This is a genomic window from Erwinia persicina NBRC 102418 (assembly GCF_001571305.1).
GTDB classification, from domain to species: Bacteria; Pseudomonadota; Gammaproteobacteria; order Enterobacterales; family Enterobacteriaceae; genus Erwinia; species Erwinia persicina.
This window is the reverse complement of sequence record NZ_BCTN01000002.1, coordinates 301,276-325,349: the sequence shown is the minus strand read 5'-3', so window position 1 is coordinate 325,349 and position 24,074 is coordinate 301,276. Positions and strand designations below refer to the sequence as shown.

Genomic DNA, 24,074 nt, shown 5'->3' with positions numbered 1-24,074 from the left:
GACAAAGCGAGTTTTACTACCATGTCTGACATGCCACATTCTGCCCTGACGCCGCTCTTTACCCGGCTGGATACGCTGATGCTGCGCGACCGCCAGCGTCTGCAGCGCCGCCTGCACGGGGCAAAAAAAATAAAAAACCCCGCGTCCCTCCAGGCACTTATCGAGACGCTGGAAGGGGATATCGCAGCGGCAGAGCAGCGCATCAACGCCCGCCGTGCCGCTACGCCGACTATCCGCTATCCGGAAAATCTGCCTGTCAGCCAGAAGAAGCAGGACATCGCAGAGGCGATACGCGATCACCAGGTGGTGATTGTGGCCGGGGAAACCGGTTCCGGTAAAACCACTCAGCTGCCGAAGATCTGTATGGAGCTGGGGCGGGGTATCCGTGGGCTGATTGGCCATACGCAACCCCGACGCCTGGCGGCGCGAACCGTTGCCGATCGCATTGCGGCCGAACTGGAAACCTCGTTAGGCGGCTGCGTCGGCTATAAGGTGCGCTTTAACGATCAGGTCGGTGAGACCACCCAGGTCAAACTGATGACCGACGGTATCCTGCTGGCGGAGATCCAGCAGGATCGCCTGCTGATGCAGTACGACACCATCATTATCGACGAAGCGCATGAACGCAGCCTGAACATCGATTTCCTGCTGGGGTACCTGCGCGAGTTGCTGCCCCGGCGTCCCGATCTGAAAGTGATTATTACCTCGGCGACGATCGATCCGCAGCGTTTTTCACGCCATTTCCATAATGCGCCCGTAATTGAAGTATCCGGGCGTACCTATCCGGTCGAAGTGCGCTACCGCCCGGTGGTGGAAGATGCTGAAGATACCGACCGCGATCAGCTGCAGGCTATTTTCGATGCGGTGGATGAACTGGGCCAGGAAAGCCGCGGCGATATTCTGATCTTTATGAGCGGCGAGCGGGAAATCCGCGATACGGCAGATGCACTGATGAAGCGCGACCTGCCGCATACGGAAGTGCTGCCGCTCTTTGCCCGCCTGTCCAACGCCGAGCAGAACCGTGTGTTTCAGTCTCACGTCGGGCGGCGCATCGTGCTGGCGACCAACGTGGCAGAAACCTCGCTGACCGTACCAGGCATCAAATATGTAATCGACCCGGGTACGGCGCGTATCAGCCGCTACAGCTTCCGTACGAAGGTGCAGCGGCTGCCGATTGAGCCAATCTCTCAGGCCTCCGCTAACCAGCGTAAAGGACGCTGCGGCCGTGTTTCAGAAGGCATCTGTATTCGCCTGTATGACGAGAATGATTTCCTCAGCCGGCCGGCGTTTACCGACCCGGAAATTTTGCGTACCAACCTGGCATCGGTGATCTTACAGATGACCGCGCTGGGGTTGGGCGACATTGCTGCCTTCCCGTTTGTCGAAGCGCCCGACCCGCGTAATATCCAGGATGGCGTGCGCCTGCTGGAAGAACTGGGGGCCATCACCCTGCGGGAAAACCAGCACTATGAACTGACGCCCTCAGGACGGTCGCTGGCGCAGCTGCCCGTTGACCCCCGCCTGGCGAAAATGGTGCTGGAAGCGCAGAGATATGGCTGTGTGCGTGAGGTGATGATCATCACCGCCGCGCTGTCTATTCAGGATCCGCGCGAACGTCCTGCAGAGAAAAAGCAGGCCTCGGACGAGAAGCATCAGCGCTTTGCCGATAAAGACTCGGACTTTATTGCCTTTGTGAACCTGTGGAATTACGTGCAGGAACAGCAAAAAGCGCTGTCATCCAGCCACTTCCGTCGCTTATGTAAAACGGACTACCTGAACTACCTGCGGGTACGTGAATGGCAGGATATTTACACGCAGCTGCGCCAGGTGGTTCGGGAACTGGGCCTGCCGGTCAACAGTGAACCGGCTGAAATACGGGAGATCCATACGGCGCTGCTCACCGGTTTACTGTCGCATATCGGACAGAAAGATGCCGACAAGCAGGAGTTTACCGGCGCGCGTAACGCCCGCTTTGCCATTTTCCCGGGATCAGGTCTGTTTAAAAAGCCGCCGAAGTGGACGATGGTGGCTGAACTGGTAGAAACCAGCCGCCTCTGGGGGCGCATTGCCGCCCGTATCGAACCGGAATGGATCGAACCGGTCGCACAGCACCTGCTCAAGCGCAGTTACAGTGAGCCTCACTGGGAGAAAGCCCAGGGGGCGGTGATGGCCACTGAAAAAGTGACGCTTTACGGTCTGCCGATCGTGGCGGCACGTAAGGTGAACTATGGCCCGATTGACCCGGTGCTGTCGCGTGAGCTGTTTATTCGCCATGCGCTGGTTGAGGGTGACTGGCAGACGCGTCACGCGTTCTTCAGGGCCAACCTGAAACTGCGTGCAGAGGTTGAGGAGCTGGAACATAAGTCACGCCGGCGCGATATTCTGGTCGATGATGAAACGCTGTTTGAGTTTTACGATCGGCGCATTGGCGCCGAGGTGATCTCCGCCCGGCATTTTGATAACTGGTGGAAAACTGCCAGTCGTGAAGAGCCTGAGCGCCTGAACTTTGCCCGGGAAATGCTGATTAAGCAGGGCGCGGAGAACGTCAGCAAGCTTGATTACCCCAACTTCTGGCATCAGGGCAATCTCAAGCTGCGCCTGAGCTACCAGTTTGAACCGGGGGCTGACGCTGACGGGGTGACGGTATACGTGCCGCTGCCGCTGCTCAACCAGGTCGAGGAAAAAGGTTTTGAATGGCAGATCCCGGGCGTGCGTCGTGAGCTGGTGATTGCCCTGATCAAATCGCTGCCGAAACCGTTACGCCGTAACTTTGTTCCTGCGCCCAATTATGCGGATGCTTTTCTCGGTCGTGTGACGCCGCTGGCGATGTCACTGCTTGACGCCCTGGAGCGTGAATTCCGCCGGATGTCAGGCTTGACGCTGGATCGTGATGCCTGGCAGTGGGAACAGGTGCCCGATCATCTTAAAATGACCTTCCGTATCGTCGATGAAAATAATCGCAGGCTGGCAGAAGGCAAAGACCTTTCGGCGTTAAAACTGCAGCTGAAAGGCAAGGTACAGGAAACGCTGTCCCAGGTGGCAGATGACGGTCTGGAGCAGAGTGGGCTCCATCTCTGGAGCTTTGGCGACCTGCCCGACCACTTTGAGCAGAAGCGTGGCAGTTACAGCGTGAAGGCCTGGCCCGCTCTGGTGGATGAAAAGGACAGCGTGGCTATCCGCCTGTTCGACTCTCAGCATGAACAGCAAAAAGCGATGTGGCGCGGGCAACGACGCCTGTTGCTGCTGAATATTCCCTCGCCGATTAAATACCTGCACGAAAAGTTACCGAATAAAGCCAAGCTGGGACTCTATTTTAACCCCTACGGCAAAGTACTGGATCTGATTGATGACTGTATTGCCTGTGGCGTCGATAAACTGATTGCTGAGGCCGGTGGCCCTACCTGGCAGGAACAGGGCTACACACGGCTGCAGGATAAAGTACGTGCAGAGCTCAATGATACGGTGGTGGAGATCGCCAAAAAGGTCGAGCAGATCCTGACGTCAGTCTTTGCTATCAATAAGCGTCTGAAAGGGCGCGTGGATATGACCATGGCGCTGGCGCTGTCGGATATCAAAGCGCAGATGAGCGGTCTGGTCTATCGCGGCTTTGTCACCGGCAACGGCTGGAAACGGCTGGGTGACACGCTGCGTTACCTGCAGGCGATTGAACGCAGGATGGAAAAGCTGGCAGTCGATCCGCACAGCGACAGGGCGCGGATGCTGAAGGTGGAGTCCGTGCAGCAGGCCTGGACGCAGTGGTTTAACAAGCTGCCGCCAGAGCGTAAGGATGATGAAGAGGTTCAGGACATCCGCTGGATGATTGAAGAGCTGCGTGTCAGCTTCTTCGCTCAGCAACTGGGGACGCCTTATCCCATCTCAGAAAAACGCATCCTGCAGGCGATGGAACAGGTGATACAGTAAATTTTGCCTGCCCGGAGGAACGGGGAGGCAACGTTGACGGATGTCTGTTGCGTCATCATTATCCGGCCCGGTCAGCCGCAGGGGATTGTCCGGGTGCTATTGTGCCACCAGTGCGGCGGCAATCGCCCGCGTCTTTTACTGTGCCAGCGCTTCCAGACTGTCCCGGAACGCGGTCACGGCGATAGCGCGGTTGTCCGCCAGATAGCGGTCTTTGGCTGCCGGGGCCGAACTTTGCACCGCAATCAACTGCCACTCGCCATCCACTTTTAACAGCAGCGGGGAACCACTGTCGCCAGGCAGGGTATCGCACTGATGCGACAGGACGGTTTTTTGTGCCCAGCCGGTGATCAGGCAGTCGCTGTGAGAGTAGAGCGTATCAAGATGATCTTCCGGATAACCCGCTTGTGTCACCCGTCGCTCTGCAATTTTTAACGCGGCAGTGAGATCTTTTCGCGAACCGGAAAACAGCGGTACAGGCGTAATACCCGATGGCGGGTTACGCAGAATGATAAGACCGAAATCGTAGGGGGCAGCAGAAGCGGGGACGATCCAGCCATCACCGTCAGCTTTCAGTTTTTTCCCCAGAGCCGGGTCAACCCGGGCTTCAATGTCATGGATCTCGTAACGCCAACCCGCCTTTTCGCTGGAAATAAAACGCAGCGCCACGGCCTTGTCCAGTTTGCCTGGCGGGGCCAGCAGGCAGTGTCCCGCCGTCAGAGCCAGGTGAGGGGCGATCAGCGTGGCACTGCACAGGTTACCGCTGGCGGTTTCCAGTTGACCAATCGCTTCCCAGGGGGCGGAGGCGGTATCACGGACCGGCAGGCGATCGTCCTGACCGAAGAACAACGTTTTCGTGTCGGCGGCGCTCCGCTCATCATCATCAGCGTGTGTGTAAAACGAAAAAGCCAGGCAACCCATCAATAACACAGCGGTCAGACGCATATTTTTCTCAGGCTGAAAAAGCGTGGATATCAGTATTTATCTTAGAGACGTAACTATAGACGGATAGTGCTGGAAAAGGGAGATTAATATGAAATATCAGCACACTACACGCCACCATTATAAGTAAAAACTGGCGGCAATCAGCCCACAGATAATCATAACAGTCAGAATGATTTCGAATAAATAGCGACGCACCATCATCCGAAACTCCTTAAAGAAACACCCGGTAAGACCGGGTGTTTAAGTTAATTCATGTGCGTGGGGTGGCGGGCACCCCGTCCGTCTGTCTTACGCTTTAGGTGCGGTTTTCTTTACAGCTTTGTGGTGTTTTTTAGCAGCCTGCGCTTTCTGTGCAACAGGTTTTTTAGCGGCTTTGTGGTGCTTTTTAGCGGCCTGAGCTTTCTGTGCAGCTGGTTTGGTGGCCGCTTTGTGATGCTTTTTAGCGGCCTGAGCTTTCTGTGCTACCGGCTTGGTGGCCGCTTTGTGGTGTTTTTTAGCGGCCTGAGCATTCTGTGCGACAGGTTTTTTAGCGGCTTTGTGGTGCTTTTTAGCCGCCTGAGCTTTCTGGTCGGCTGCTTTTTTCGCTTTGTGATGTTTTTTAGCGGCCTGAGCTTTCTGGGCAGCAGCTTTTTTATGCGTTTTCACATGCTTGGTGTGTTTAACAGAGGCTTTCGCTGGAGCTGGAGCCGTTGTCGTGGTAGTAGCAGCAGACGGTGCAGCGGTAGCAGCAGGTGCAGCCGTTGTATCAGCAGCGAAAGCAACAGAAGACAGACCCATTGTAGCAGCGACAACCAGAGCAAATAATTTTTTCATTGCAAAACCCTCAAGGTGTTTAGTTCAGGTGTCAGCCCACTCTGGGGCCGGTGAAAAGACTATAAGGGAATCAGCGAGGGCTTTCCGTGAGTGATTGGTATCGGCGTGTAACCGATTGTACAAGCGAGCAGAGGAGGGTATCTCCCCCTGTACGGGCTGCACAGGGGGTGGGGTAAATTCCCGGTTATTTCAGGTAGCGGCTTTCCAGATGCTGGCGGAAATAGTGCGGATTCAGATCTTCTCCGGTGGCATTTTCCATCAGCTGACGGGTGCTGAAACGGCTGCCATGCTGCCAGATATTTTGCTGTAACCAGTGAAACACCGGCTGCAGATCGCCCTGGCGGATCTGCTCGTCCACCTGAGGAATAGCGCGCTTCAGGGCCTGGAACAGCTGTGCCGCATACATTGCCCCCAGCGTATACGTCGGGAAGTAGCCGAACGCACCATCAGTCCAGTGAATGTCCTGCATACAGCCGTCGCGATAATTACCCCGGGTGTCCAGACCCAGCAACGCCAGCATTTTCTCATCCCACAGCGCCGGAATATCGTCTACCTCTATCTCGCCGGCAATCAGAGCACGTTCAATTTCATAGCGCAGAATGATATGCGCCGGATAACTCACTTCATCCGCATCAACACGGATCAGTCCGGGTTTAACACGCTGATTCAGCGCAATGAAGTTGTCTTCCTTCAGCGCCGGGCTGTCGCCGAGCAACTGCTGTACCTGAGGGCGGATCAGGCTGAGAAATGCCGGACTGCGGCCCAGCTGTTTTTCAAAGAACAGGCTCTGCGACTCATGAATTGCCGTTGAGCGTGCCAGCGATACGGGCTGATCAGCCCACTGCTTCGGCAGATTTTGCTCATAGCGGGCATGACCGGTTTCATGGATCACCCCCATCATGGCGCTGATGAACTCGTCTTCTTTGTAGCGGGTGGTAATACGCACATCCTGCGGCACACCACCGCAGAAGGGATGGGCGCTGATATCCAGACGACCGGCATTAAAGTCAAAGCCCAGCTGCTGCATAATGGCCAGACCGAGCGCCTGCTGCGAGGCCAGCGGGAAGGGGCCGGCCGGGCGGTCAACTTTTTCGCCCGCCTGCTGATCCACGATCTTTTGCAGCAGGTCAGGCAACCACTGCTTAAGGTCGCCAAAGGTTTTATCCAGCTTATCGCTGGTCATACCGGGCTCGAATACGTCCAGCAGGGCATCATAGCGGGAATGGCCGCTGGCCTGAGCGCGGATCTCCGCTTCCTCGCGGCTGAGTTTGACCACCGCTTTCAGATTGGCGGCAAACCCCGTCCAGTCATTTGCCGGACGCTGTGTGCGCCAGGCATGTTCACAGCGCGATCCGGCAATGGATTTGGCTTCAACCAGTGACGCAGGCAGCAGGGAAGCCTGCTGCCAGGCACGTTGCATCTCAAACAGGTTAGCCTGTGCCACATCATCCAGATCTTCCTGCTGTGCCTGTTGCAGCCAGAGACCCACCTCTTTTGCCGTCAGGATCTCATGACGCAGCACGCTCAGTTCGGCCAGGGCTTCCCCGCGTGCCTGACTGCCGCCGGCAGGCATCATGGTCATCATATCCCATCCGGCAATAGCAGAAAGATGGCCAAAGCGGGAGAGGCGCTGGAAGGTACGTGTCAGGTTGGCATAGGCAGAAGACATAGAATTCCTTATTAACGGATTAAGAGTGGAGATCAGGGGTCACCGGCCAGCAGAAACGCACGCTGGCCCCCCCAAGCGGGCTGCTGTCGATGGTGACATAGCCGCCAAAGGCCTGGGCTATCGAGTGGACAATCGCCAGGCCCAGCCCACAGCCGCCCGTGGCACGATCGCGGCTGGGGTCGAGGCGAACAAAAGGCTCAAATACGCGCTGACGTTCATCCAGGGGAATACCCGGGCCGTCATCTTCCACCTGCAGACAGGCCATCTCGCCGTCAAACCACAGGCTGGCCCGCAGCCGCTGACTGGCGTAACGCAGGGCATTATTGACCAGATTATCCAGCACGCGCTCCATCAGGCGGGTGTCGGCCACGCCGATATTTTCGCGTTGCGGCGTTTCCAGGACAATATCAAATTCCGGATGAACGGAGCGGATATCCTCCAGCCGTTCGTCTAACCAGCGGGCGAGATCCAGCGTTTGTAAATTGAGATTAACCTGCGGCCGGTCAAGGCGGGCATAGGTCAGCAGTTCTTCGATCAGCGATTCCAGCTGGCCGATATCCCGGTTCAGCGCGGCAGATTCTGCCACGGTAAGATTATCACTCATCTCCAGGCGATAGCGCAGGCGTACCAGCGGAGTGCGCAGCTCATGGGCTATCCCGTCGATAAGCTGTTTCTTACTGGCGACCAGGGTGTTGATATTATCGGCCATCTGATTAAACGCCACGCCCAGGCGCAGCAGGCTGGAAGCACTGTCAAAATGTATGCGCTCATCCAGATGCCCCTGGCCGAACCGCTGCGCGGCGTTTTCCAGTTTTAGCATGTCCTGCCAGTGCGGACGCATCCAGATAAACACCGGCAGGGCCAGCGAAATGCCGATAAAGGCCAGCAGGGCGATGTCGAGGATGCGCATTTCATGCAGATAAAACAGATAGGGGATGGGCCCCACTGCCAGAACGTAGTGGCTGCGGGGAATATGCTGCAGGAAGGTATATTCATCATCCAGCGCCACGATCTCGCCCGAGCGCAGACGATGCAGCGTTCCGGGATCAAGCTGATATTTACTCATCGGCTCAATGTGCAGCTTAAACGACAGATTGAGGTCGAGATTATCAATGGTTTTATTCCAGTCGCGCGGCGGAATTTCACGCAACTCGCTGCGCATCAGATACAGCGAGCTTTTCATTAAATCGTCCATCGACTGTCTGCCGGCACGTTCGGCGGTGAATTTATAAACCAGTCCGACCAGCATGGCCATCACCAGGAAGCAGACGAACAGCAGAAGGTAAAACTGAATAAACAGTTTTTTCATTGCGCATCCCAGGCGTGTGGCGCGAACAGGTAGCCTTTATTACGGATGGTTTTAATCCGGTAAGGCTCTGTGGCACTGTCGAGCAGCTTTTTACGCAGGCGGGAGATGGCCACGTCGATGCTGCGGTCCATCCCGTCGTAGGTAACGCCGCGCAGGGTTTTCAGCAGCGCGTCGCGGTTGAGAATAGAGCCGGCGTGGGTGGCCAGCTCCCACAGCAGGTCGAAATCCGCCGTTGACAGGGCAACGATCTCCTCTGACAGCATCACCTGACGGTTAATCGGATCGATACTCAGGGTACCGAAGCGCAGGGCTTTCTGCCCGGCAATACCTGGCGCAATCTCTTCATTTTGTCCGCTGACCCCTGCCTGACGCAGATGCAAACGCAGACGCGCCAGCAGTACCGCCGGTGGCGTGGTCTTGAGAATATAGTCGTTTGCGCCCATTTCCAGCGACAGGATATGGTTCATGTCGCTGTCGAGCGAGGTGAGCAGCACAATCGGCCCTGTCCAGCTGTGGCGCGTGCGTAAATCCCGGCACAGCGTCATGCCGTCCTTACCGGGCAGCATGATGTCCAGCATCACCAGATCGGGGTTAGCCGCAGCGATGGTTTCTTCTGCGCGATCGCCACGATTTTCAACAATAACATCAATGTCATGCCGCCCCAGATAGGCAGCAATCAGTTCACCGACATCCTGATCGTCTTCAACAAATACAATTTTGTTCATTGGGCTGATTATCTGGCTAAAGAGAACGACAGCTTATCCTTTCCTGAGCATAACGACCATTAATCCGCGTTAAATAGTAGGGGGAATGTAGTACAATCCTGGCCGGATATGTCATTATATTCCCCGCCTGCGAAGGCGTACCCTTCAACCCGCTGCAAGGGGGGGCTTAAGTCGAATGGATAAGGAGAAGAGAGTGTCAGAAGAGAAGCTGGCTTCAGCACAGTACAGTGATCGCATCTGCCTCAACTACATCGAATTCCTGTCCGCGTCCTGTAAGAAACGCTGGAGCTTCGTCGACGCTATTTATGGGGTGATCCCCTTTTTTGGTATGATTACCCGCAAACCCTCCAGCGAACCCCAGGCGTCTGAAGCCCCGTTAAAAGATCTGGCGCTGCAAATTATTTCGACTCAGGTCAGCGATGAGATAAATATTGCCCGGTTGATTACCCTGGCGCATCAGCAGCAGATTGAAGCGTTTGATATCCAGCTGCCTTATCCCCTGTCAGAAACCCAGCTTATCGCGATCCGTCAGGAGTACGCCCGGCCGGTCGATCTTGAGCAGCGGGACGAACGACTGAGCGTCATGCTCCCGCTGCTGGCACACTGATCCTCAGCGGACCAGTATCCATACGGCGGGAAGCGCGGCCACCCCCAGCATGACCATCATTATTTTTTCCCTTTTCAGCAGGGCCGTTTCGCCGCGCCCTCCGCGCCGGGCAAAGACGAACAGCGCCATACCCGGCGTGTACAGCACCACAGACAGCAGCAGATGCACAGGCCCGGAAGCATACAGCAGCCACAGCCCATAGACGCTGGCCCCCACCGCAATCATCATGGCGCCCGGTTTATGTAAATGGCGCGCCACTTTAAACAGATAGGCCCCCACCAGCAGGTACGGCACGAGGATCATTTCAGAGGCGATCGTCAGCAACGTATTGTAATCAGAACCCGTCAGCCAGATCAGGATCAGACACACCTGCACGCAGCCGTTGGTCAGCCACAGCGAGGCCGCAGGGGCACCGCGTTCATTCTGACGGCTCAGTGCGCGAGGGAATGCCCCATGCAGCGCGGCCACCAGCGGGACTTCTGCCGCCATAATCGTCCAGCTGAGATAGGCGCCGCAGACGGAGAGAATCAGCCCACCGACAATGATCAGATTACCCCAGTGGCCAATCAGCGAGGTCATCAGACCGGCCATCGAGGGGTTACGCATTTCTGCAAGTTCGGCACGCGGGACAATACCGAGTGACAGCAGGGTGACCAGCAGGTAAATCACCAGCGCGGCGCTGACCGCGAGCAGCGTGGCACGGCCAACGTCACGGCGGTTTCTGGCGCGGGAGGAAACCACCACCGCCCCCTCAATCCCGATAAACACCCACAGGGTGATAAGCATGGTGTCTTTCACCTGTTGCCAGACGGGTTTACCCAGCGCCAGACCGGTGAAATCAAAGGAGAAGCGGTCGTAGTGGAAAGCGGCAATGGCCAGCAGGACGAACAACCCCAGCGGCAGCAGTTTACCCAGCGTAGCGACCAGATTAATACTGGCTGCCGTCTGAACGCCGCGCAGCACCAGGCCGTGCACCAGCCACAGCAGCACCGAGGCCGCAAGAATAGCCTGCCAGGTATTGCCGTCACCAAAAATCACGTGACCCGGCGAATCGGTGAAAAAGCTCATGGCCGAAAAGACAATGACCAGGTAGGAGACGTTGGCGATCACCGCGCAAAGCCAGTATCCCCACGCTGAGCAAAAACCAATCAGCTCACCAAACCCCGCCTGAGCATAGGTGAAAATGCCCCCATCCAGTTCGGGCTTTAAGCGACTGAGTAGCAGCATGGCCAGTGCCAGCAGGACAATCCCGACACCGGTGATCGCCCAGCCAGTCAGCAGTGCGGCCGGGCTGGCGACCGCCGCCATATTTTGCGGCAGGCTGAATACCCCCGCACCAAGCATTGAGCTGAGTACCAGCGCCGTCAGCGCGGTGAGACCTAACTTTTTGTCCAAAAAAAACTCCGGTTACAGAATAAAATACCAGTTGTAACGACCATGTTGGATTTAACTCAGGATGTCAGGTCAAAAAAGGCAACGAAACGCCTGAAAGTGGCGGGGGATTTTACGGACAGCGGCGGCAGGATGCAATGACTTACTATGCAAATTCAGACGGGGATTATTCAGAATGACAGGGCAGCAATGCGCTGCCCTGAAAAAAGACTTACTTGAAGAGATCGGCCGACACGGTCAGGTTGCCGCCGTTCTGGCTGGACCACTGACGGGTGACATGATAGTACTTGGCGCCTTTGGCAATCGCACGGCGGCCTACTTCTTCAGAAACCTCCGTCGGCGTGCTGAAGTGGCCGGTGAAGGTCACGCTATCATACGGCTGCATCTGCGCGGCCGTAATCGCATTCACTTCCTGCACGCTTTTGCCGTCAGGCGTCGTCACCGTATAACGTTTCCCGGTGGAACTCTGCGTCTCGTAGAAGCGTCCGACATTTTTGCTCGGTGACTCATTGGAGGCGACGCCCGGAATTTCGACGTTCTTCGCCGCCGCACCGCCCGCCGCCAGCGCCGCTTTACCGGCTTCAGAGTCGGCCGGGATCAGGTCAGGAGACTGGACCTGACGTTTAGGCGCATCTGACTTATAGATATAGGCGGTGATCATCTGATTGCCACCGCTGTTCGTGTCAATCTGACGCACGATAAAGAAGGAGGCCGCGCCTTTCTCTTTTGCTGCCCGGGTGATGGCGTCATTCACGTCAGGCTGGCTACGGAAGAAGCCGCTCGCGCTGACGGTATCGTAAGGCTCAAGGGTGAAGGCTTCTGATTTGGTCAGCTCGCGCACGCCGTTGATAATGCGATCTTTGTTTTTTGGCGCAGCAGGGGCATCGGCACGATAGAGGTCAGCGGTCACATTCCAGTTGCCGCCATTGCCGTTAGTATCATTGATACCCTGAATGTAGTAGGAGGCGGCTCCCAGCGCATCAGCACGTTTCGATACGGCGTCACTGGCCTCATACAGGGCATTGAAACGTCCGTTAATGGTGATCCGATCAAACGGTTTCAGCGCAGCGGCTTTCTCCGGCGTCAGTTCCTGTGCTGCATGAGCGGAGAGCGCCGTGAGTGATAACAGGGCTGATGCCAGAATGGTGTTCTTCAGCTTCATAAAAATTAATCCTTCGCCTTACGCAAAAAATGAGTACGAAAACGTGCTGGACTCTTGATGTGTAACAGATTAGCGGATGATTATTACATGTAATAATGTTCGCTGTCTCAGCCATTTTGTGTGGAATGCGCGCCAGCCCCATTCCTGATTTCAGAATAAGTAAGAAATCTGGCTGAATCGTGTCGCTATTCTTTTATTTACCACTTAAGGTGGTAAATGCTAACACTTATAACGTTAACGCTTTGTTAATCAATGTTTTTTACTGTGAAAAATCTTAAATTGTTAAATTTTATCGTAGCACGTTATGCGCTCGAAACCCCTTGATTCAGGCTCAATATATCGCTTGCAGGGGTAAGAACTGAATTTTTATAGGTTAGTCGTCGAACGCCCCCTCTGCGGCTGGATCGAATTACGTATATTCAGTAGGTTATTAGCAGTTTGAAACAGGCTGTGTTTCGGCCATAAAGGCCGGAAACAGGAGAACACACCTTCGTACTCTCTGAAGAAAGGGAAGATTATGCTTATTGGTATCACCAAAGAGCGGTTACCTAACGAAGCCCGTGCGGCTGCCACACCGAAAACGGTAGAGCAGCTCATTGCCCTGGGCTTCAGCGTAGCTGTGGAAAGCGGCGCAGGTAAGCTGGCCAGTTTTGAAGATGCAGCGTTTGAGGCTGCCGGAGCCACCATCACCGACCCGGTGACGGTCTGGCAGTCCGACATTATTCTGAAGGTCAACGCGCCAACCGACGAAGAAATCGCGCTGACACGCGCCGGAAGCACCCTGGTCAGCTTTATCTGGCCGGCACAAAATCCCGAGCTGCTGGCTAAGCTGGCGGCGCGTAACGTCACCGTGATGTCCATGGATGCCGTGCCGCGTATCTCCCGTGCCCAGTCTCTGGATGCGCTGAGTTCCATGGCGAATATCGCCGGTTATCGTGCGATCGTTGAAGCGGCGCATGAGTTTGGCCGTTTCTTCACCGGGCAGATTACCGCCGCCGGTAAAGTGCCGCCGGCGAAAGTCATGGTGATCGGTGCGGGCGTGGCCGGTCTCGCCGCCATTGGTGCCGGACGCAGTCTGGGGGCCATCGTGCGAGCCTTTGATACCCGCCCAGAAGTCAAAGAACAGGTGCAGAGTATGGGTGCCGAATTCCTTGAGCTGGACTTTGAGGAAGAGGCAGGCAGCGGCGACGGTTATGCCAAGGTGATGTCAGAGGCCTTTATTAAGGCTGAGATGGCACTCTTTGCCGCCCAGGCGGAGGAGGTCGATATTATTGTCACCACCGCGCTGATCCCGGGGAAACCTGCGCCGACGCTGATTACGGCCGAGATGGTGGCATCCATGAAACCGGGGAGTGTGATCGTCGATCTGGCGGCACAAAACGGCGGTAACTGTGAGCTGACTGTCGCGGATACCATTACCACCAGCCCCAACGGCGTAAAAATCATTGGTTATACCGATTTGCCAAGCCGTCTGCCAACCCAGTCTTCACAGCTTTATGGCACCAACCTGGTCAACCTGATGAAGCTGCTGTGTAAAGAAAAAAACGGCGAGATCACCATCGACTTTGATGATGTGGTGATTCGTGGCGTGACGGTGATCCGCGATGGCGAAATCACCTGGCCTGCGCCGCCGATTCAGGTGTCTGCTGCGCCAAAGGCGGCCAAAGCGGCTGGGCCGGTGGAAAAACCGGCAGAGAAGCCTGTGTCGCCGCTACGCAAATATGGCCTGATCGTGCTGGCCATTGTGCTGTTTGGCTGGCTGGCTAATGTGGCTCCGCCTGAGTTCCTGTCGCACTTTACCGTGTTTGCGCTCTCCTGCGTCGTCGGTTACTACGTGGTGTGGAATGTCAGCCATGCGCTGCATACGCCGCTGATGTCGGTGACTAATGCTATCTCCGGCATTATCGTCGTCGGCGCAGTGTTGCAGATTGGCCATGGCGGCTGGGTCAGCTTCCTGTCCTTTGTGGCCGTGCTGATTGCCAGCATCAATATCTTCGGCGGCTTCACCGTCACCCAGCGTATGCTGAAAATGTTCCGTAAAAACTGAGAGGTAGTCCATGTCTGGCGGATTAGTGACTGCAGCCTATATCATTGCTGCGATCCTGTTTATTTGCAGCCTTGCCGGGTTGTCTAAGCATGAAACCTCGAAGCAGGGGAATATTTTTGGCATCAGTGGAATGGCGCTGGCGCTGGTCGTCACCATCTTTGGCCCGGAGACCGGCAACGTCGCCTGGATCCTGCTGGCTATGGTGATTGGCGGTGCTATCGGTATTCGTCTGGCGAAAAAAGTAGAAATGACCGAAATGCCCGAGCTGGTCGCGATGCTGCACAGCTTTGTCGGGCTGGCGGCGGTGCTGGTAGGCTTTAACAGCTATCTTGACCACGGCCCGGGACTGCTGCCGGTGATGGAAAATATTCACCTGACTGAAATCTTTATTGGCATCTTTATCGGGGCGGTGACCTTTACCGGTTCTATCGTGGCGTTTGGCAAGCTGTGCGGCAAAATTTCATCAAAACCGCTGGCGCTGCCGCATCGCCACAGGCTGAACCTGCTGGCTCTGGTGGTCTCATTCGCGTTGCTGATCATCTTTGTGCGTACCGACAGCGTGGGGACGCAGACGTTTGCCCTGATCGTGATGACGCTGATCGCGCTGGCCTTTGGCTGGCATCTGGTGGCATCCATAGGCGGTGCGGATATGCCGGTAGTGGTGTCTATGCTGAACTCTTACTCCGGTTGGGCAGCCGCGGCCGCGGGCTTTATGCTCAGCAATGATCTGCTGATTGTCACCGGGGCACTGGTCGGCTCCAGCGGTGCCATTCTCTCCTACATTATGTGTAAGGCGATGAACCGTTCGTTCTTCAGCGTCATTGCCGGAGGTTTTGGCACTGACAGCAGTTCGACCGGTGAAAGCGAGGAGATGGGGGATTATCGTGAAATCGACGCCGCAGGCACCGCAGAACTGCTGAAAAATTCCACCTCGGTGATTATCACGCCGGGCTATGGTATGGCGGTGGCGCAGGCGCAGTATCCGGTGGCTGAAATTACCGCCAGACTGCGTGAGCGCGGCATTAAGGTGCGTTTCGGTATTCACCCGGTGGCCGGGCGTCTGCCTGGCCATATGAACGTGCTGCTGGCGGAAGCCAAAGTACCGTATGACATCGTGCTGGAAATGGATGAGATCAACGACGATTTCAGCGATACCGATACGGTGCTGGTCATCGGCGCGAATGACACCGTCAACCCGGCGGCGCAGGAAGATCCCCGCAGCCCTATCGCCGGTATGCCGGTGCTGGAAGTGTGGAAAGCGCAGAATGTGGTGGTGTTTAAGCGTTCAATGAATACCGGCTATGCTGGCGTACAGAACCCACTGTTCTTTAAAGAGAATACGCAGATGCTGTTCGGTGATGCGAAAGCGACCGTAGAAGCGATTCTGAAGGCGTTATAATTGCGCTGACAGGGTGAAAAAACAGGGCGACCGGAAGAAAAGGTCGCCCATGACAAGGCTGATCGCCGACGGTGATCAGCCTTTCTTGTTTTCAGGCTCCTGCTCGCCGATAAACCAGTACCACAGTGGGATAGAGAGCAGCAGGGTGAAAACGGAACTGTAGATCATGATCATGAAGAACTCAGAGACATACAGTTCAACCGGCCACGTCGAGAAGGGCATGTTGTACTCTTCAATGGCTCCACCAATGATCGCTTTGGTCATCACAATCGCCACGCAGACCCACAGACAGGCCTGGGCGATAAAGAAATTCCGGCGTTTCTTGCCGGGAGGGAATAATGACATGGTGTGTACTCCTGTACGATTTCCTGAAATGTAATCTTCGCTTTTTGCCCATCCCCACCCGCCTGATGGATTAATCCGGGTTTCGGCGGTTTGCAGGTGGGTATTGTAGCGCAGCCCGTGGACTGCCTGACAGAGAGGAAATGATCCCCCTGTGCGCAACCGTAACGGGCACTGCGGATGACGTTCTGCACGCCGTTATCACGACGAACAGCAGCCGGGTGGGGCACGTGGCTGTGACAGGCCGGGGAAAAAAGCGGACGCAAACCAGGAACTGTATCGCGCTGCGGGTGCCGGTGAGGCCAGGCGAAACAGCAGCCAGATTAACGGAATAAACAGGTACAGCAGTAAGGGTAAATGCACCAGTAGCTGGCAGTAGCCGCAGGCGAAATCATCCATCATTCCCCCGCCACCGGGCATTACCAAAGGCACTCCCTGTTCAGCGGAGGACGGGTGAGCGTGCAGGAGGGGCATACCGTCATGGGACAGGGTGCCCATGGGCATATCATGCATGGTCATCAGCGCAGGGTTCACTGAGGCCACCGACGCAGACATCCGCTGATGCTCCAGCGTTTGAGAGATATCCGGAGCAATAAACAGCAACAGGACCGCTAACATAGCGATCAGTGCAGGTATCCGGCGCTGCGACAGGCGATACAATGAGACCAAACAGTCAACCCAGAGCAGAATCAAAAGGTGGCGAGAGTGTAGCGATTTTCCCAAGGAATGTTAACGATCATTATTCGTCACGCCCAGGTCAGCGCTTATTTTCTGCCACGCTTTTCAGCATTGAGTGAAGATTCAAGACAGCAAATATTGCTGCCTCGTAGTACAGGGTTTGTCCCGATCCCGGGACAGGGTTTGGTAGTGTTTTCCCTTTCACCCTCTGGTTAGATAAGACTCCGGCCGGAACCGTGAGTTATTTACTTGTTACCGGAGAATACCCATGAATATTATCGCCATCACCGCCTGTCCTACCGGGGTGGCCCATACTTATCTGGCCGAAAGTAATTTAAAAAAAGCCGCCAGAAAACTGGGTCTGTCCCTGCGAGTTGAAACGCAGGGTGCCATTGAAAGCAAATATATTCTCAGCCCGGATGATATTGCTGCCGCAGATATTGTTCTGATCGCCGCCGATAAAAAAGTGGATATGGCGCGTTTTCAGGATAAAAACATTGTTGAGGTCCCGGTTGCCCGTGCGGCCAGAGACGCCGAAGGCCTGCTGAACGCGATCACCACCGGCGAACTGATTCCACACCGGCAGGCCGCGCCCACACAGGAGGGGGATGTAGTGCCGGTGACCCATGGCACGCGCTGGTACGCCACGTTCTATGTGCATCTGATCACTGGCGTCAATCTGATGATCCCGTTTGTCGTTGCGGGGGGGATCCTGATTGCCCTCAGCTTCTCCTTTGGCATTACCGCTGCCACGCCGGGTGATGCGCATTTCAGCCCCATCGCAAAAATGTTATCTGATATTGGCGGCGGATCGGCCTTTGCGCTGATGCTGCCGATTTTATCCCTGGGGATCAGCCAGTCGATCAGCGGTAAAATGGGCATTGTCTCCGGGGCGGTGGGCGGGATGATGGCCATCCATACCGGTTCGGGCTTTCTCGGTGCGCTTCTGGCCGGATTTATTGCGGGCTATGTGACGCTGCTGATCGTCCGCCATATCCGCCTGCCGCAGGCGGTGGCCGGTCTGAAACCAATTCTGATTGTGCCGCTGCTCAGCGTACTGATCACTGGAGTGTTAATGGTCTGGCTGATCGGAGAGCCGATTAAGCTGCTGCTGGGCTGGCTGACCACTTTCCTCAATGCTCTGGGGCAGACTAACTCCGCTATCCTCGGCCTGCTGTTTGGCATGATGGTCGCCTTTGATATGGGCGGCCCGCTAAATAAAACCGTCTGCATGTTTGCCATCGGCCTGATGTCCAGCGGCATCTATGGCCCGATCGCCGCCTGTATGGCCGCGGGGATGGTGCCCCCGCTGGGAATTGCCCTGGCTACCGTGCTTTTCCGGCATAAATTCAGCCGCAGCGAACGTGAAACCGGAAAGGTGACGTGGATCCTCGGGCTGTCATTTATCACCGAAGGGGCCATTCCCTACGCCGTATCGGATCCGCTGCGGGTGATCCCGGCTATTGTGGCGGGTTCAGGCCTGGCCGGGGCGTTGTCAATGGCAATGGGCTGTGCCTCACGCGCGCCTCACGGCGGGATTTTTGTCATGTTTATTCCTAACGTGATCGCCAACCTGGCGGCCTATCTGCTGGCGATCGCGGCGGGGTCACTGCTGACGGCCGTGATCCTGTGGTTCCTGAAAAAGGATGTGACAGAGGTGACGGCATCATAAGGGGGAGGGAAGGGAGAAAAGGGGCGAACCTGTCTGGCAGGTTTGCCCCATCAGGACGGCAGGTTAATCCTCTTCATCATCGTCAAGCTCAACGGGGGAGACAAACCCGTCAGGCTTAATGGCCAGCAGATCGCAGCGCAGGTGATCGATAACCTGTTCGGCCGTATTACCTAAAAATGCCGCCGACAGGCCAGTACGGCCGATGGTACCCAGCACGACAACGCCGGCGTCAAGATGTGCAGCCAGTTCAGGAATCACCTCTTCAGGCAGCCCTTTTTCAACGTGGGTAAACTTTTCATCGATGGAGAACGACTGACGAAGTGCTTTCATCGCGACCAGATGCTGTCCCCGGATGGCGTCGTTATAGACGCTGGGGTCAAAGTCCGGGAGTTCAATTGCAATATTGATTGGGGTGACAGGATAGGCGCCGACAAGATGGACTTCCGTATGGTTGACCCGCTCGGCCAGCGCCAGGGTCTCTTTCACCAGTTTACTGTTTAACGGATCGTGATGGGGTTCTTCACTGGCCAGGTTAACCGCCACCACGGCTTTGCCTCCCTCTGGCCACACCTGATCCTTAACCATCCAAACGGGGCACGGGCATTTGCGCAGCAGGTGCCAGTCTGTCGGGGTAAACACCACCGACTGCAACCGGTCGTGCTGGTGAGCCATCTTGATAACCAGATCGTGTTTGTTGTTCAGCACTTCCAGGATGATCGCTTCGAAAGGGCGATTGTGCCAGATCACTTTAATATCAATCTGAACACCGGCGGCGAGATAAGCCTGTGCCTGTTCGCGGATCCACTCTGTACGTTGACTGATGACCCCTTTCCGCATGGTCACCCGCTCATCAGGCGATAACAGCGTGGTCATCTCGTAGGAGAAGTCGTAAATGGGGAGGAAACAGGTAATTTTACCGCCAAGACGCTGATTAAGGTAGACAGCGCGGCGAAGAGCGGGCTGGTCGTCCTGTTGCGGATCGATTGCTACCAGAATGTTTTGATACTGAGCCATAACGGTTTCTCCTTACACTGAGCGTGTCAGTTTAAAGATAGCCCAATCGCTCTAAAGGAAGAAAGGAAAAAGTTGTTGCCGGATCAATAAAATAAGAAATATTGATCCGGCAGCCATCAGGCGGCAGTGTGGCTCTGGCCCGCAAGCTCTGAAAGGATTTCATGATTTTCGATGGTGATATATTTGCCTTTTACTGCCAGCATCCCACTTTTCTGGAAGCGGCCCAGCAGGCGACTAATGGTTTCCACCGTTAACCCCAGGTAATTACCGATATCACCACGGGTCATGGTCAGACGAAACTCTCGCTGTGAGAATCCGCGCTGACCAAAGCGACGTGACAGGCCGTAGATAAAGGCGGCCAGACGCTCTTCCGCATTTTTCTTCGACAGCAACAGGATCATTTCCTGGTCGCCTTTAATCTCACCGCTCATCAGACGCATCATCTGCTGACGCAGACTGGGCATTTTGCCTGAGAGATCGTCGAGGGTTTCAAAGGGAATTTCACAGACCATCGCCGTTTCCAGTGCCTGAGCAAAGCTGGGGTGTTGACTGCCGCTGATGGCGTCAAAACCGACCAGGTCGCCCGCCAGATGGAAGCCGGTAATCTGCTCATCACCCTGTTCGGTGATGGTGTAACTTTTTATGGTTCCGGAGCGAATCGCATAAAGGGAACGTAATTCGTCACCGGCTTTAAACAGGGTTTGCCCTTTTTGAATCGGTTTTTTACGCTCAATGATGTTATCGAGCTGGTCCAGCTCGTGCTCGTTAAGCGTGAAGGGGATACAAAGCTGACTGATGCTGCAATCCTGGCAGTGAATGGCGCAGCCACCCGATTGTATGCGTCTTGTGATAATTCGCTTTTCCGGAATCATAGTGTACGCTCGATGATAATTGACTGACATCAATTTAGCACTTTTCACCGGGTCAAGGGAACTCATCTGACTTGTTTTAGGCACAATAAATATGTGGACGTTATTTATTAATTAAACTGTTGTGAAATTTGTGTAAAAAATAACCTCGCGATCGGAAGATTCGTATTTTTCAGGGAAGAATTAAACGTACTCTCACTTTTTTAATCAAATCAATAAAGTGCTCTTACCGATCTGTGCCTGTAGGGGGAGCTGATGATAAAGGCACTTTTTTGCTAAACTCACTCCGGCAACGACACCGTTTCTGCGCCATATACGTGAAGAGAAAGAGGGCGAATGATGACCATCAAACTTGATGAGCAATCACTGTTTCTACAAGCGATGGAGGACGTCAGGCCGCTGAAAGACTGTGACAGCACGCTGTGGCTGAAACCCCCGACGTCGAAAACGGCCGTATCGACGGATATCCAGTGGGATAATCCGCTGACCACTGGCCTGCTGGATATCGTGCCGTTGACGGTGCCGCTGGAATTCAGAGCAGAAGGGATCCAGCAAGGCGTCTTGGACAAACTGTCTCAGGGGAAATATCCGCCGGAGGCGACCCTGAATTTACTCCGCCACTCCGTCGAGCAGTGCCGCCAGTCTCTCTATCTGTTTATACGCCAGACCTCCCATGAGGGACTGAGGAATCTGCTGATCGTTCATGGTAAAGGGCGGGATGACCGCTCACATGCCAATGTGATACGCAGCTATCTGATGCGCTGGCTGCCGCAGTTTGAGGAGGTGCAGGCCTTTTGCTGTGCCGCGCCGCAGGACGGAGGCAGCGGAGCATGTTATGTGGGCCTGCGAAAAAACGATCAGGCCCGGCAGGAAAATCGTGAGCGCCATGCCAAACGTAGCCGCTGAGAGATTATCCGGCGTGTGATTTACGGATGGTCGCCAGCAGGATCTCGGCGCTGAGGGTCAGCTTCTCGCCAGAGCGGGTCATGATCCCGATAGCTTCCCCCGGCCCGTGTGAAGCAACCGGCAGCGCGGCAAGCGAATGGTGCAGTAAGTCCTCTTTGATGGCCCCCGACGGCACGAACCACACATAGTCATAACGCAGTGCCAGTTGACGGGCCAGTGAGGTTGAAGAGGTTTCCACCAGTGTGCCCGGCAGCACGCAGCCCTGCTCTTTCAGCATCGCCTCAGCGAGACGGCGCGGTGCCGTGCCTTCGGGAGAGATCACCACCGGCCAGGAGAGGGCCTTCGACAGCGTGACGTTGTCACTTAAAAGCGGATGATCCGGCCGCACGACCAGGCGCAATGACTCCAGAAACAGCAGTTCATAGGTCAGCCCGGTCATCAGCCCGGGATCGGCCATACGGCCAATACCGACGTCAAATTCCCCCGCTTTGATCGCCGCAATCAGGACATTGTTGTGTAAGGTCGCGACCTGAATAATGGCCTGCGGCTGCTGCTGATGAAAACGATGAAGAATGGAAGGCAACATGCCGAGCGCCACTGTGGTCAGCACCCCGAGGCGCATCACTTCCGGCGATTTTTCCTGCGGCAGCGTAAACGACTGTCCGGCGTGGTTTAACGCATCCAGAATACGCACCGCGTGGGTGAGAAACTGTTCTCCCATGGTGGTCAGCTGCGCGCCCAGACGGCCGCGTTCGAACAGCCGCACGCCAGCCAGCTCTTCCAGCTCGTTCAGGGTTTTCGATAGTGCGGGCTGACTGAGAGACAGGGTTTCAGCGGCACGCCCCAGCGTCCCCTGTTGCGCAACGGCGACGAAGGTATGTAAATGGCGCAGCCGAATACGCTGATTAAACTGATATTTTTTGTCCATACAGCAGAGTAATAACGGCCCGGACAGACTGGCAAGATCTCAGTGATTGTTTTGTTAACCTTATTGCAAAATTTGATTAACATTTAGCGTGTTTTAAGGCGTATCCATTACTTCTGGTAGGAATAACTGATGCGCACCATACGCAGTGATTATTAATCCCCCACCCAAAAGGGGGAAAACTCCCGGAGAAAAGGGGGCTTAGCTGGGGCAGGGTTTTGCGCAAGACAGGCATATTTTCCCAGGAGTATTGCATAACAATCCGTTATGATAACCGACACTTTTTCTACCAACCTTTGCGCTAATCGTTATCCGCCAGGGGTTAATACTGCCTGTTATGGAGCGCGAAGTGGACAGTACCGCAGCCATCGATATCCGTACGTTGATTAATCAGGGCACATTGAGTCGTTATCAGAAACGCATTATCGCCCTGAGTTTTGCCGTTGTTGCCATGGATGGTATGGATATCGCCCTGATGGGCTTTATTGCCCCTGCGCTGAAAAGTGCCTGGGGGGTAAGCAACCATCAGCTTGGCGCAGTGATCAGTGCGGCGCTGATTGGCCTGGCGCTGGGGGCCATGGTGGCCGGCCCCCTGGCCGACCGCTTCGGTCGTCGCGTCATTATTATCAGCAGCGTCTTTTTCTTCGGCTTATGGACGCTGGCCACGGCGTTCTCGCAAAACCTGGATCAGATGATGCTTTTCCGCTTCCTCACCGGGCTGGGGCTGGGGGCGGCGATGCCGAACGTCGGCACGCTGGTGGCGGAATACTCCCCTGAGCGCCGCCGCGCTTTTCTCATCACCGTCGTGTTCTGTGGCTTTACCTTTGGTGCCGCCACCGGGGGCTTCGCGGCCTCATGGCTGATCCCCAACTATGGCTGGCACGCGGTGCTGATCATGGGCGGCGTGCTGCCGTTGATGCTGGTACCGCTGCTGCTGCGTGGTTTACCCGAGTCTGTGCGCTTTATGATTGCCCGCAACCACCCGACAGCCCGGATCCGCCAGATCGTGGAGAAAATGCACCCGGGACACGTGGATGAAAATAGCGTGTTCATCCGCAGTGAGGCCGCGAGCAGTGAAGGGGCCGTCAAGATTGTGGTGTCGCGGCGCTATCTGTTTGGCAGCCTGATGCTGTGGGGCAGCTATTTTATGGGGCTGTTCCTGGTCTACCTGATTGGCTCGTGGCTGCCATCGCTGGTGAAAGACGTGGGCATGACGGTGACACAGGCCGCGCTGGTGACCGCCATGTATCAGGCGGGCGGAACGGTGGGTTCGCTGTTTGCGGGCTGGATGATGGACCGTTTTAATGCCAACCTGGCGCTGGCGGCGATCTATTTCACCGGTGCGATAGCTACCGTCTGTATCGGTTATGCGCCCGCTGAAGTCTGGGTGCTGGGCGGGGTGGCGTTCTGCAGCGGTTTTTGTCTCAACGGAGCCAATACCGGGATGAATGCGCTGTCAGCCAGCTACTATCCGACCCATGCGCGGGCCACCGGATCCAGCTGGATGCATGGCGTGGGGCGCATCGGCGCCATCCTCAGTGCCTTTGCCGGGGCGCAAATGCTGTCGCTTGGCTGGAATATCACCGACGTCTTCTCCTTCCTGGCCATCCCGGCCGTGCTGACTACGCTGATGCTGGTGGCAAAATACCGCTACGGCTACCAGCGGGTAAGCTGAAGAAGCA

20 protein-coding genes are annotated in these 24,074 nt (G+C 55.7%); 7 read left to right on the top strand and 13 right to left on the bottom strand.

The annotated features are described in order from the left end of the window. The first annotated feature begins 21 nt into the window (after positions 1 to 21). Entirely contained in the window at positions 22 to 3,921 is a 3,900-nt protein-coding gene (gene hrpA, locus EPE01S_RS04375) for an ATP-dependent RNA helicase HrpA (RefSeq protein WP_062743372.1), read from the top strand. A gap of 135 nt (positions 3,922 to 4,056) precedes the next feature. Here the strand turns inward: hrpA and EPE01S_RS04370 are convergent, their stop codons facing one another. The 6 genes from EPE01S_RS04370 to rstA all read right to left on the bottom strand — a co-directional run bounded on the left by EPE01S_RS04370 (position 4,057) and on the right by rstA (position 9,379). Then, positions 4,057 to 4,863, bottom strand: coding sequence for a trypsin-like serine peptidase (locus EPE01S_RS04370; RefSeq protein ID WP_062743371.1), 807 nt, complete (start codon positions 4,861 to 4,863; stop codon positions 4,057 to 4,059). A gap of 117 nt (positions 4,864 to 4,980) precedes the next feature. Then, positions 4,981 to 5,061, bottom strand: coding sequence for a small membrane protein YdgU (gene ydgU, locus EPE01S_RS24210; protein ID WP_455580261.1), 81 nt, complete (start codon positions 5,059 to 5,061; stop codon positions 4,981 to 4,983). 90 nt (positions 5,062 to 5,151) lie between these two features. Then, positions 5,152 to 5,676 (bottom strand): acid resistance repetitive basic protein Asr, encoded by a 525-nt coding sequence (gene asr / locus EPE01S_RS04365; RefSeq protein ID WP_062743370.1) that lies wholly within the window; start codon positions 5,674 to 5,676, stop codon positions 5,152 to 5,154. 184 nt (positions 5,677 to 5,860) lie between these two features. Further along, positions 5,861 to 7,345, bottom strand: a complete 1,485-nt coding sequence (locus EPE01S_RS04360; protein ID WP_062743369.1) for a carboxypeptidase M32 — start codon at positions 7,343 to 7,345, stop codon at positions 5,861 to 5,863. A gap of 19 nt (positions 7,346 to 7,364) precedes the next feature. After that, positions 7,365 to 8,654, bottom strand: a complete 1,290-nt coding sequence (gene rstB / locus EPE01S_RS04355) for a two-component system sensor histidine kinase RstB (protein ID WP_062743368.1) — start codon at positions 8,652 to 8,654, stop codon at positions 7,365 to 7,367. Continuing rightward, positions 8,651 to 9,379, bottom strand: coding sequence for a two-component system response regulator RstA (gene rstA / locus EPE01S_RS04350; RefSeq protein ID WP_062743367.1), 729 nt, complete (start codon positions 9,377 to 9,379; stop codon positions 8,651 to 8,653). Before rstA ends, rstB begins: the two co-directional genes overlap by 4 nt. A 175-nt stretch (positions 9,380 to 9,554) precedes the next feature. On the opposite strand from rstA, the gene EPE01S_RS04345 reads away from it, so the two are divergent. Then, positions 9,555 to 9,986 (top strand): hypothetical protein, encoded by a 432-nt coding sequence (locus EPE01S_RS04345; protein WP_174522406.1) that lies wholly within the window; start codon positions 9,555 to 9,557, stop codon positions 9,984 to 9,986. A 3-nt stretch (positions 9,987 to 9,989) separates the two neighbouring features. Here the strand turns inward: EPE01S_RS04345 and EPE01S_RS04340 are convergent, their stop codons facing one another. Both EPE01S_RS04340 and ydgH read right to left on the bottom strand, forming a co-directional pair. Further along, positions 9,990 to 11,381: an amino acid permease gene (locus tag EPE01S_RS04340; protein WP_062743365.1), complete on the bottom strand. Its 1,392-nt coding sequence runs from the start codon at positions 11,379 to 11,381 to the stop codon at positions 9,990 to 9,992. 208 nt (positions 11,382 to 11,589) lie between these two features. Continuing rightward, positions 11,590 to 12,540 carry a DUF1471 family protein YdgH gene (gene ydgH, locus EPE01S_RS04335; RefSeq protein ID WP_062743364.1) on the bottom strand — a complete coding sequence of 317 codons (951 nt, stop codon included), beginning with the start codon at positions 12,538 to 12,540 and terminating at the stop codon, positions 11,590 to 11,592. Between the two features lie 517 nt (positions 12,541 to 13,057). Here ydgH and pntA point away from each other — a divergent pair. Together pntA and pntB are read left to right on the top strand one after the other, a co-directional pair. Next, complete coding sequence (pntA, locus tag EPE01S_RS04330) at positions 13,058 to 14,587, top strand: Re/Si-specific NAD(P)(+) transhydrogenase subunit alpha (RefSeq protein ID WP_062743363.1); 1,530 nt, start codon at positions 13,058 to 13,060, stop codon at positions 14,585 to 14,587. 10 nt (positions 14,588 to 14,597) lie between these two features. Beyond that, positions 14,598 to 15,986: a Re/Si-specific NAD(P)(+) transhydrogenase subunit beta gene (gene pntB / locus EPE01S_RS04325; protein ID WP_062743362.1), complete on the top strand. Its 1,389-nt coding sequence runs from the start codon at positions 14,598 to 14,600 to the stop codon at positions 15,984 to 15,986. Between the two features lie 75 nt (positions 15,987 to 16,061). Here the strand turns inward: pntB and EPE01S_RS04320 are convergent, their stop codons facing one another. After that, on the bottom strand, positions 16,062 to 16,331 hold the full coding sequence (locus EPE01S_RS04320; protein ID WP_062743361.1) for a DUF2534 family protein: 270 nt from the start codon (positions 16,329 to 16,331) through the stop codon (positions 16,062 to 16,064). A gap of 198 nt (positions 16,332 to 16,529) precedes the next feature. Beyond that, positions 16,530 to 16,997: a DUF2946 domain-containing protein gene (locus EPE01S_RS04315; RefSeq protein ID WP_244634616.1), complete on the bottom strand. Its 468-nt coding sequence runs from the start codon at positions 16,995 to 16,997 to the stop codon at positions 16,530 to 16,532. Positions 16,998 to 17,274: 277 nt separating this feature from the next. Here EPE01S_RS04315 and EPE01S_RS04310 point away from each other — a divergent pair, with 277 nt between their 5' ends. Next, on the top strand, positions 17,275 to 18,678 hold the full coding sequence (locus EPE01S_RS04310) for a PTS fructose transporter subunit IIC (RefSeq protein WP_062743359.1): 1,404 nt from the start codon (positions 17,275 to 17,277) through the stop codon (positions 18,676 to 18,678). Positions 18,679 to 18,741: 63 nt separating this feature from the next. Here EPE01S_RS04310 and uspE read toward each other — a convergent pair whose 3' ends face one another. Then, positions 18,742 to 19,692 (bottom strand): universal stress protein UspE, encoded by a 951-nt coding sequence (uspE, locus tag EPE01S_RS04305; RefSeq protein ID WP_062743358.1) that lies wholly within the window; start codon positions 19,690 to 19,692, stop codon positions 18,742 to 18,744. A gap of 116 nt (positions 19,693 to 19,808) precedes the next feature. Then, positions 19,809 to 20,564, bottom strand: coding sequence for a fumarate/nitrate reduction transcriptional regulator Fnr (gene fnr, locus EPE01S_RS04300; protein WP_062743357.1), 756 nt, complete (start codon positions 20,562 to 20,564; stop codon positions 19,809 to 19,811). A gap of 342 nt (positions 20,565 to 20,906) precedes the next feature. On the opposite strand from fnr, the gene smrA reads away from it, so the two are divergent. After that, on the top strand, positions 20,907 to 21,467 hold the full coding sequence (gene smrA / locus EPE01S_RS04295) for a DNA endonuclease SmrA (RefSeq protein ID WP_072277403.1): 561 nt from the start codon (positions 20,907 to 20,909) through the stop codon (positions 21,465 to 21,467). A 4-nt stretch (positions 21,468 to 21,471) separates the two neighbouring features. Here the strand turns inward: smrA and EPE01S_RS04290 are convergent, their stop codons facing one another. Then, positions 21,472 to 22,395, bottom strand: coding sequence for a LysR substrate-binding domain-containing protein (locus EPE01S_RS04290; protein ID WP_062743356.1), 924 nt, complete (start codon positions 22,393 to 22,395; stop codon positions 21,472 to 21,474). Positions 22,396 to 22,741: 346 nt separating this feature from the next. On the opposite strand from EPE01S_RS04290, the gene EPE01S_RS04285 reads away from it, so the two are divergent. Then, the gene (locus EPE01S_RS04285; RefSeq protein WP_062743432.1) at positions 22,742 to 24,067 is read left to right on the top strand and encodes an MFS transporter; all 1,326 of its coding nucleotides are present in this window, start codon (positions 22,742 to 22,744) and stop codon (positions 24,065 to 24,067) included. Positions 24,068 to 24,074 lie beyond the last annotated feature (7 nt).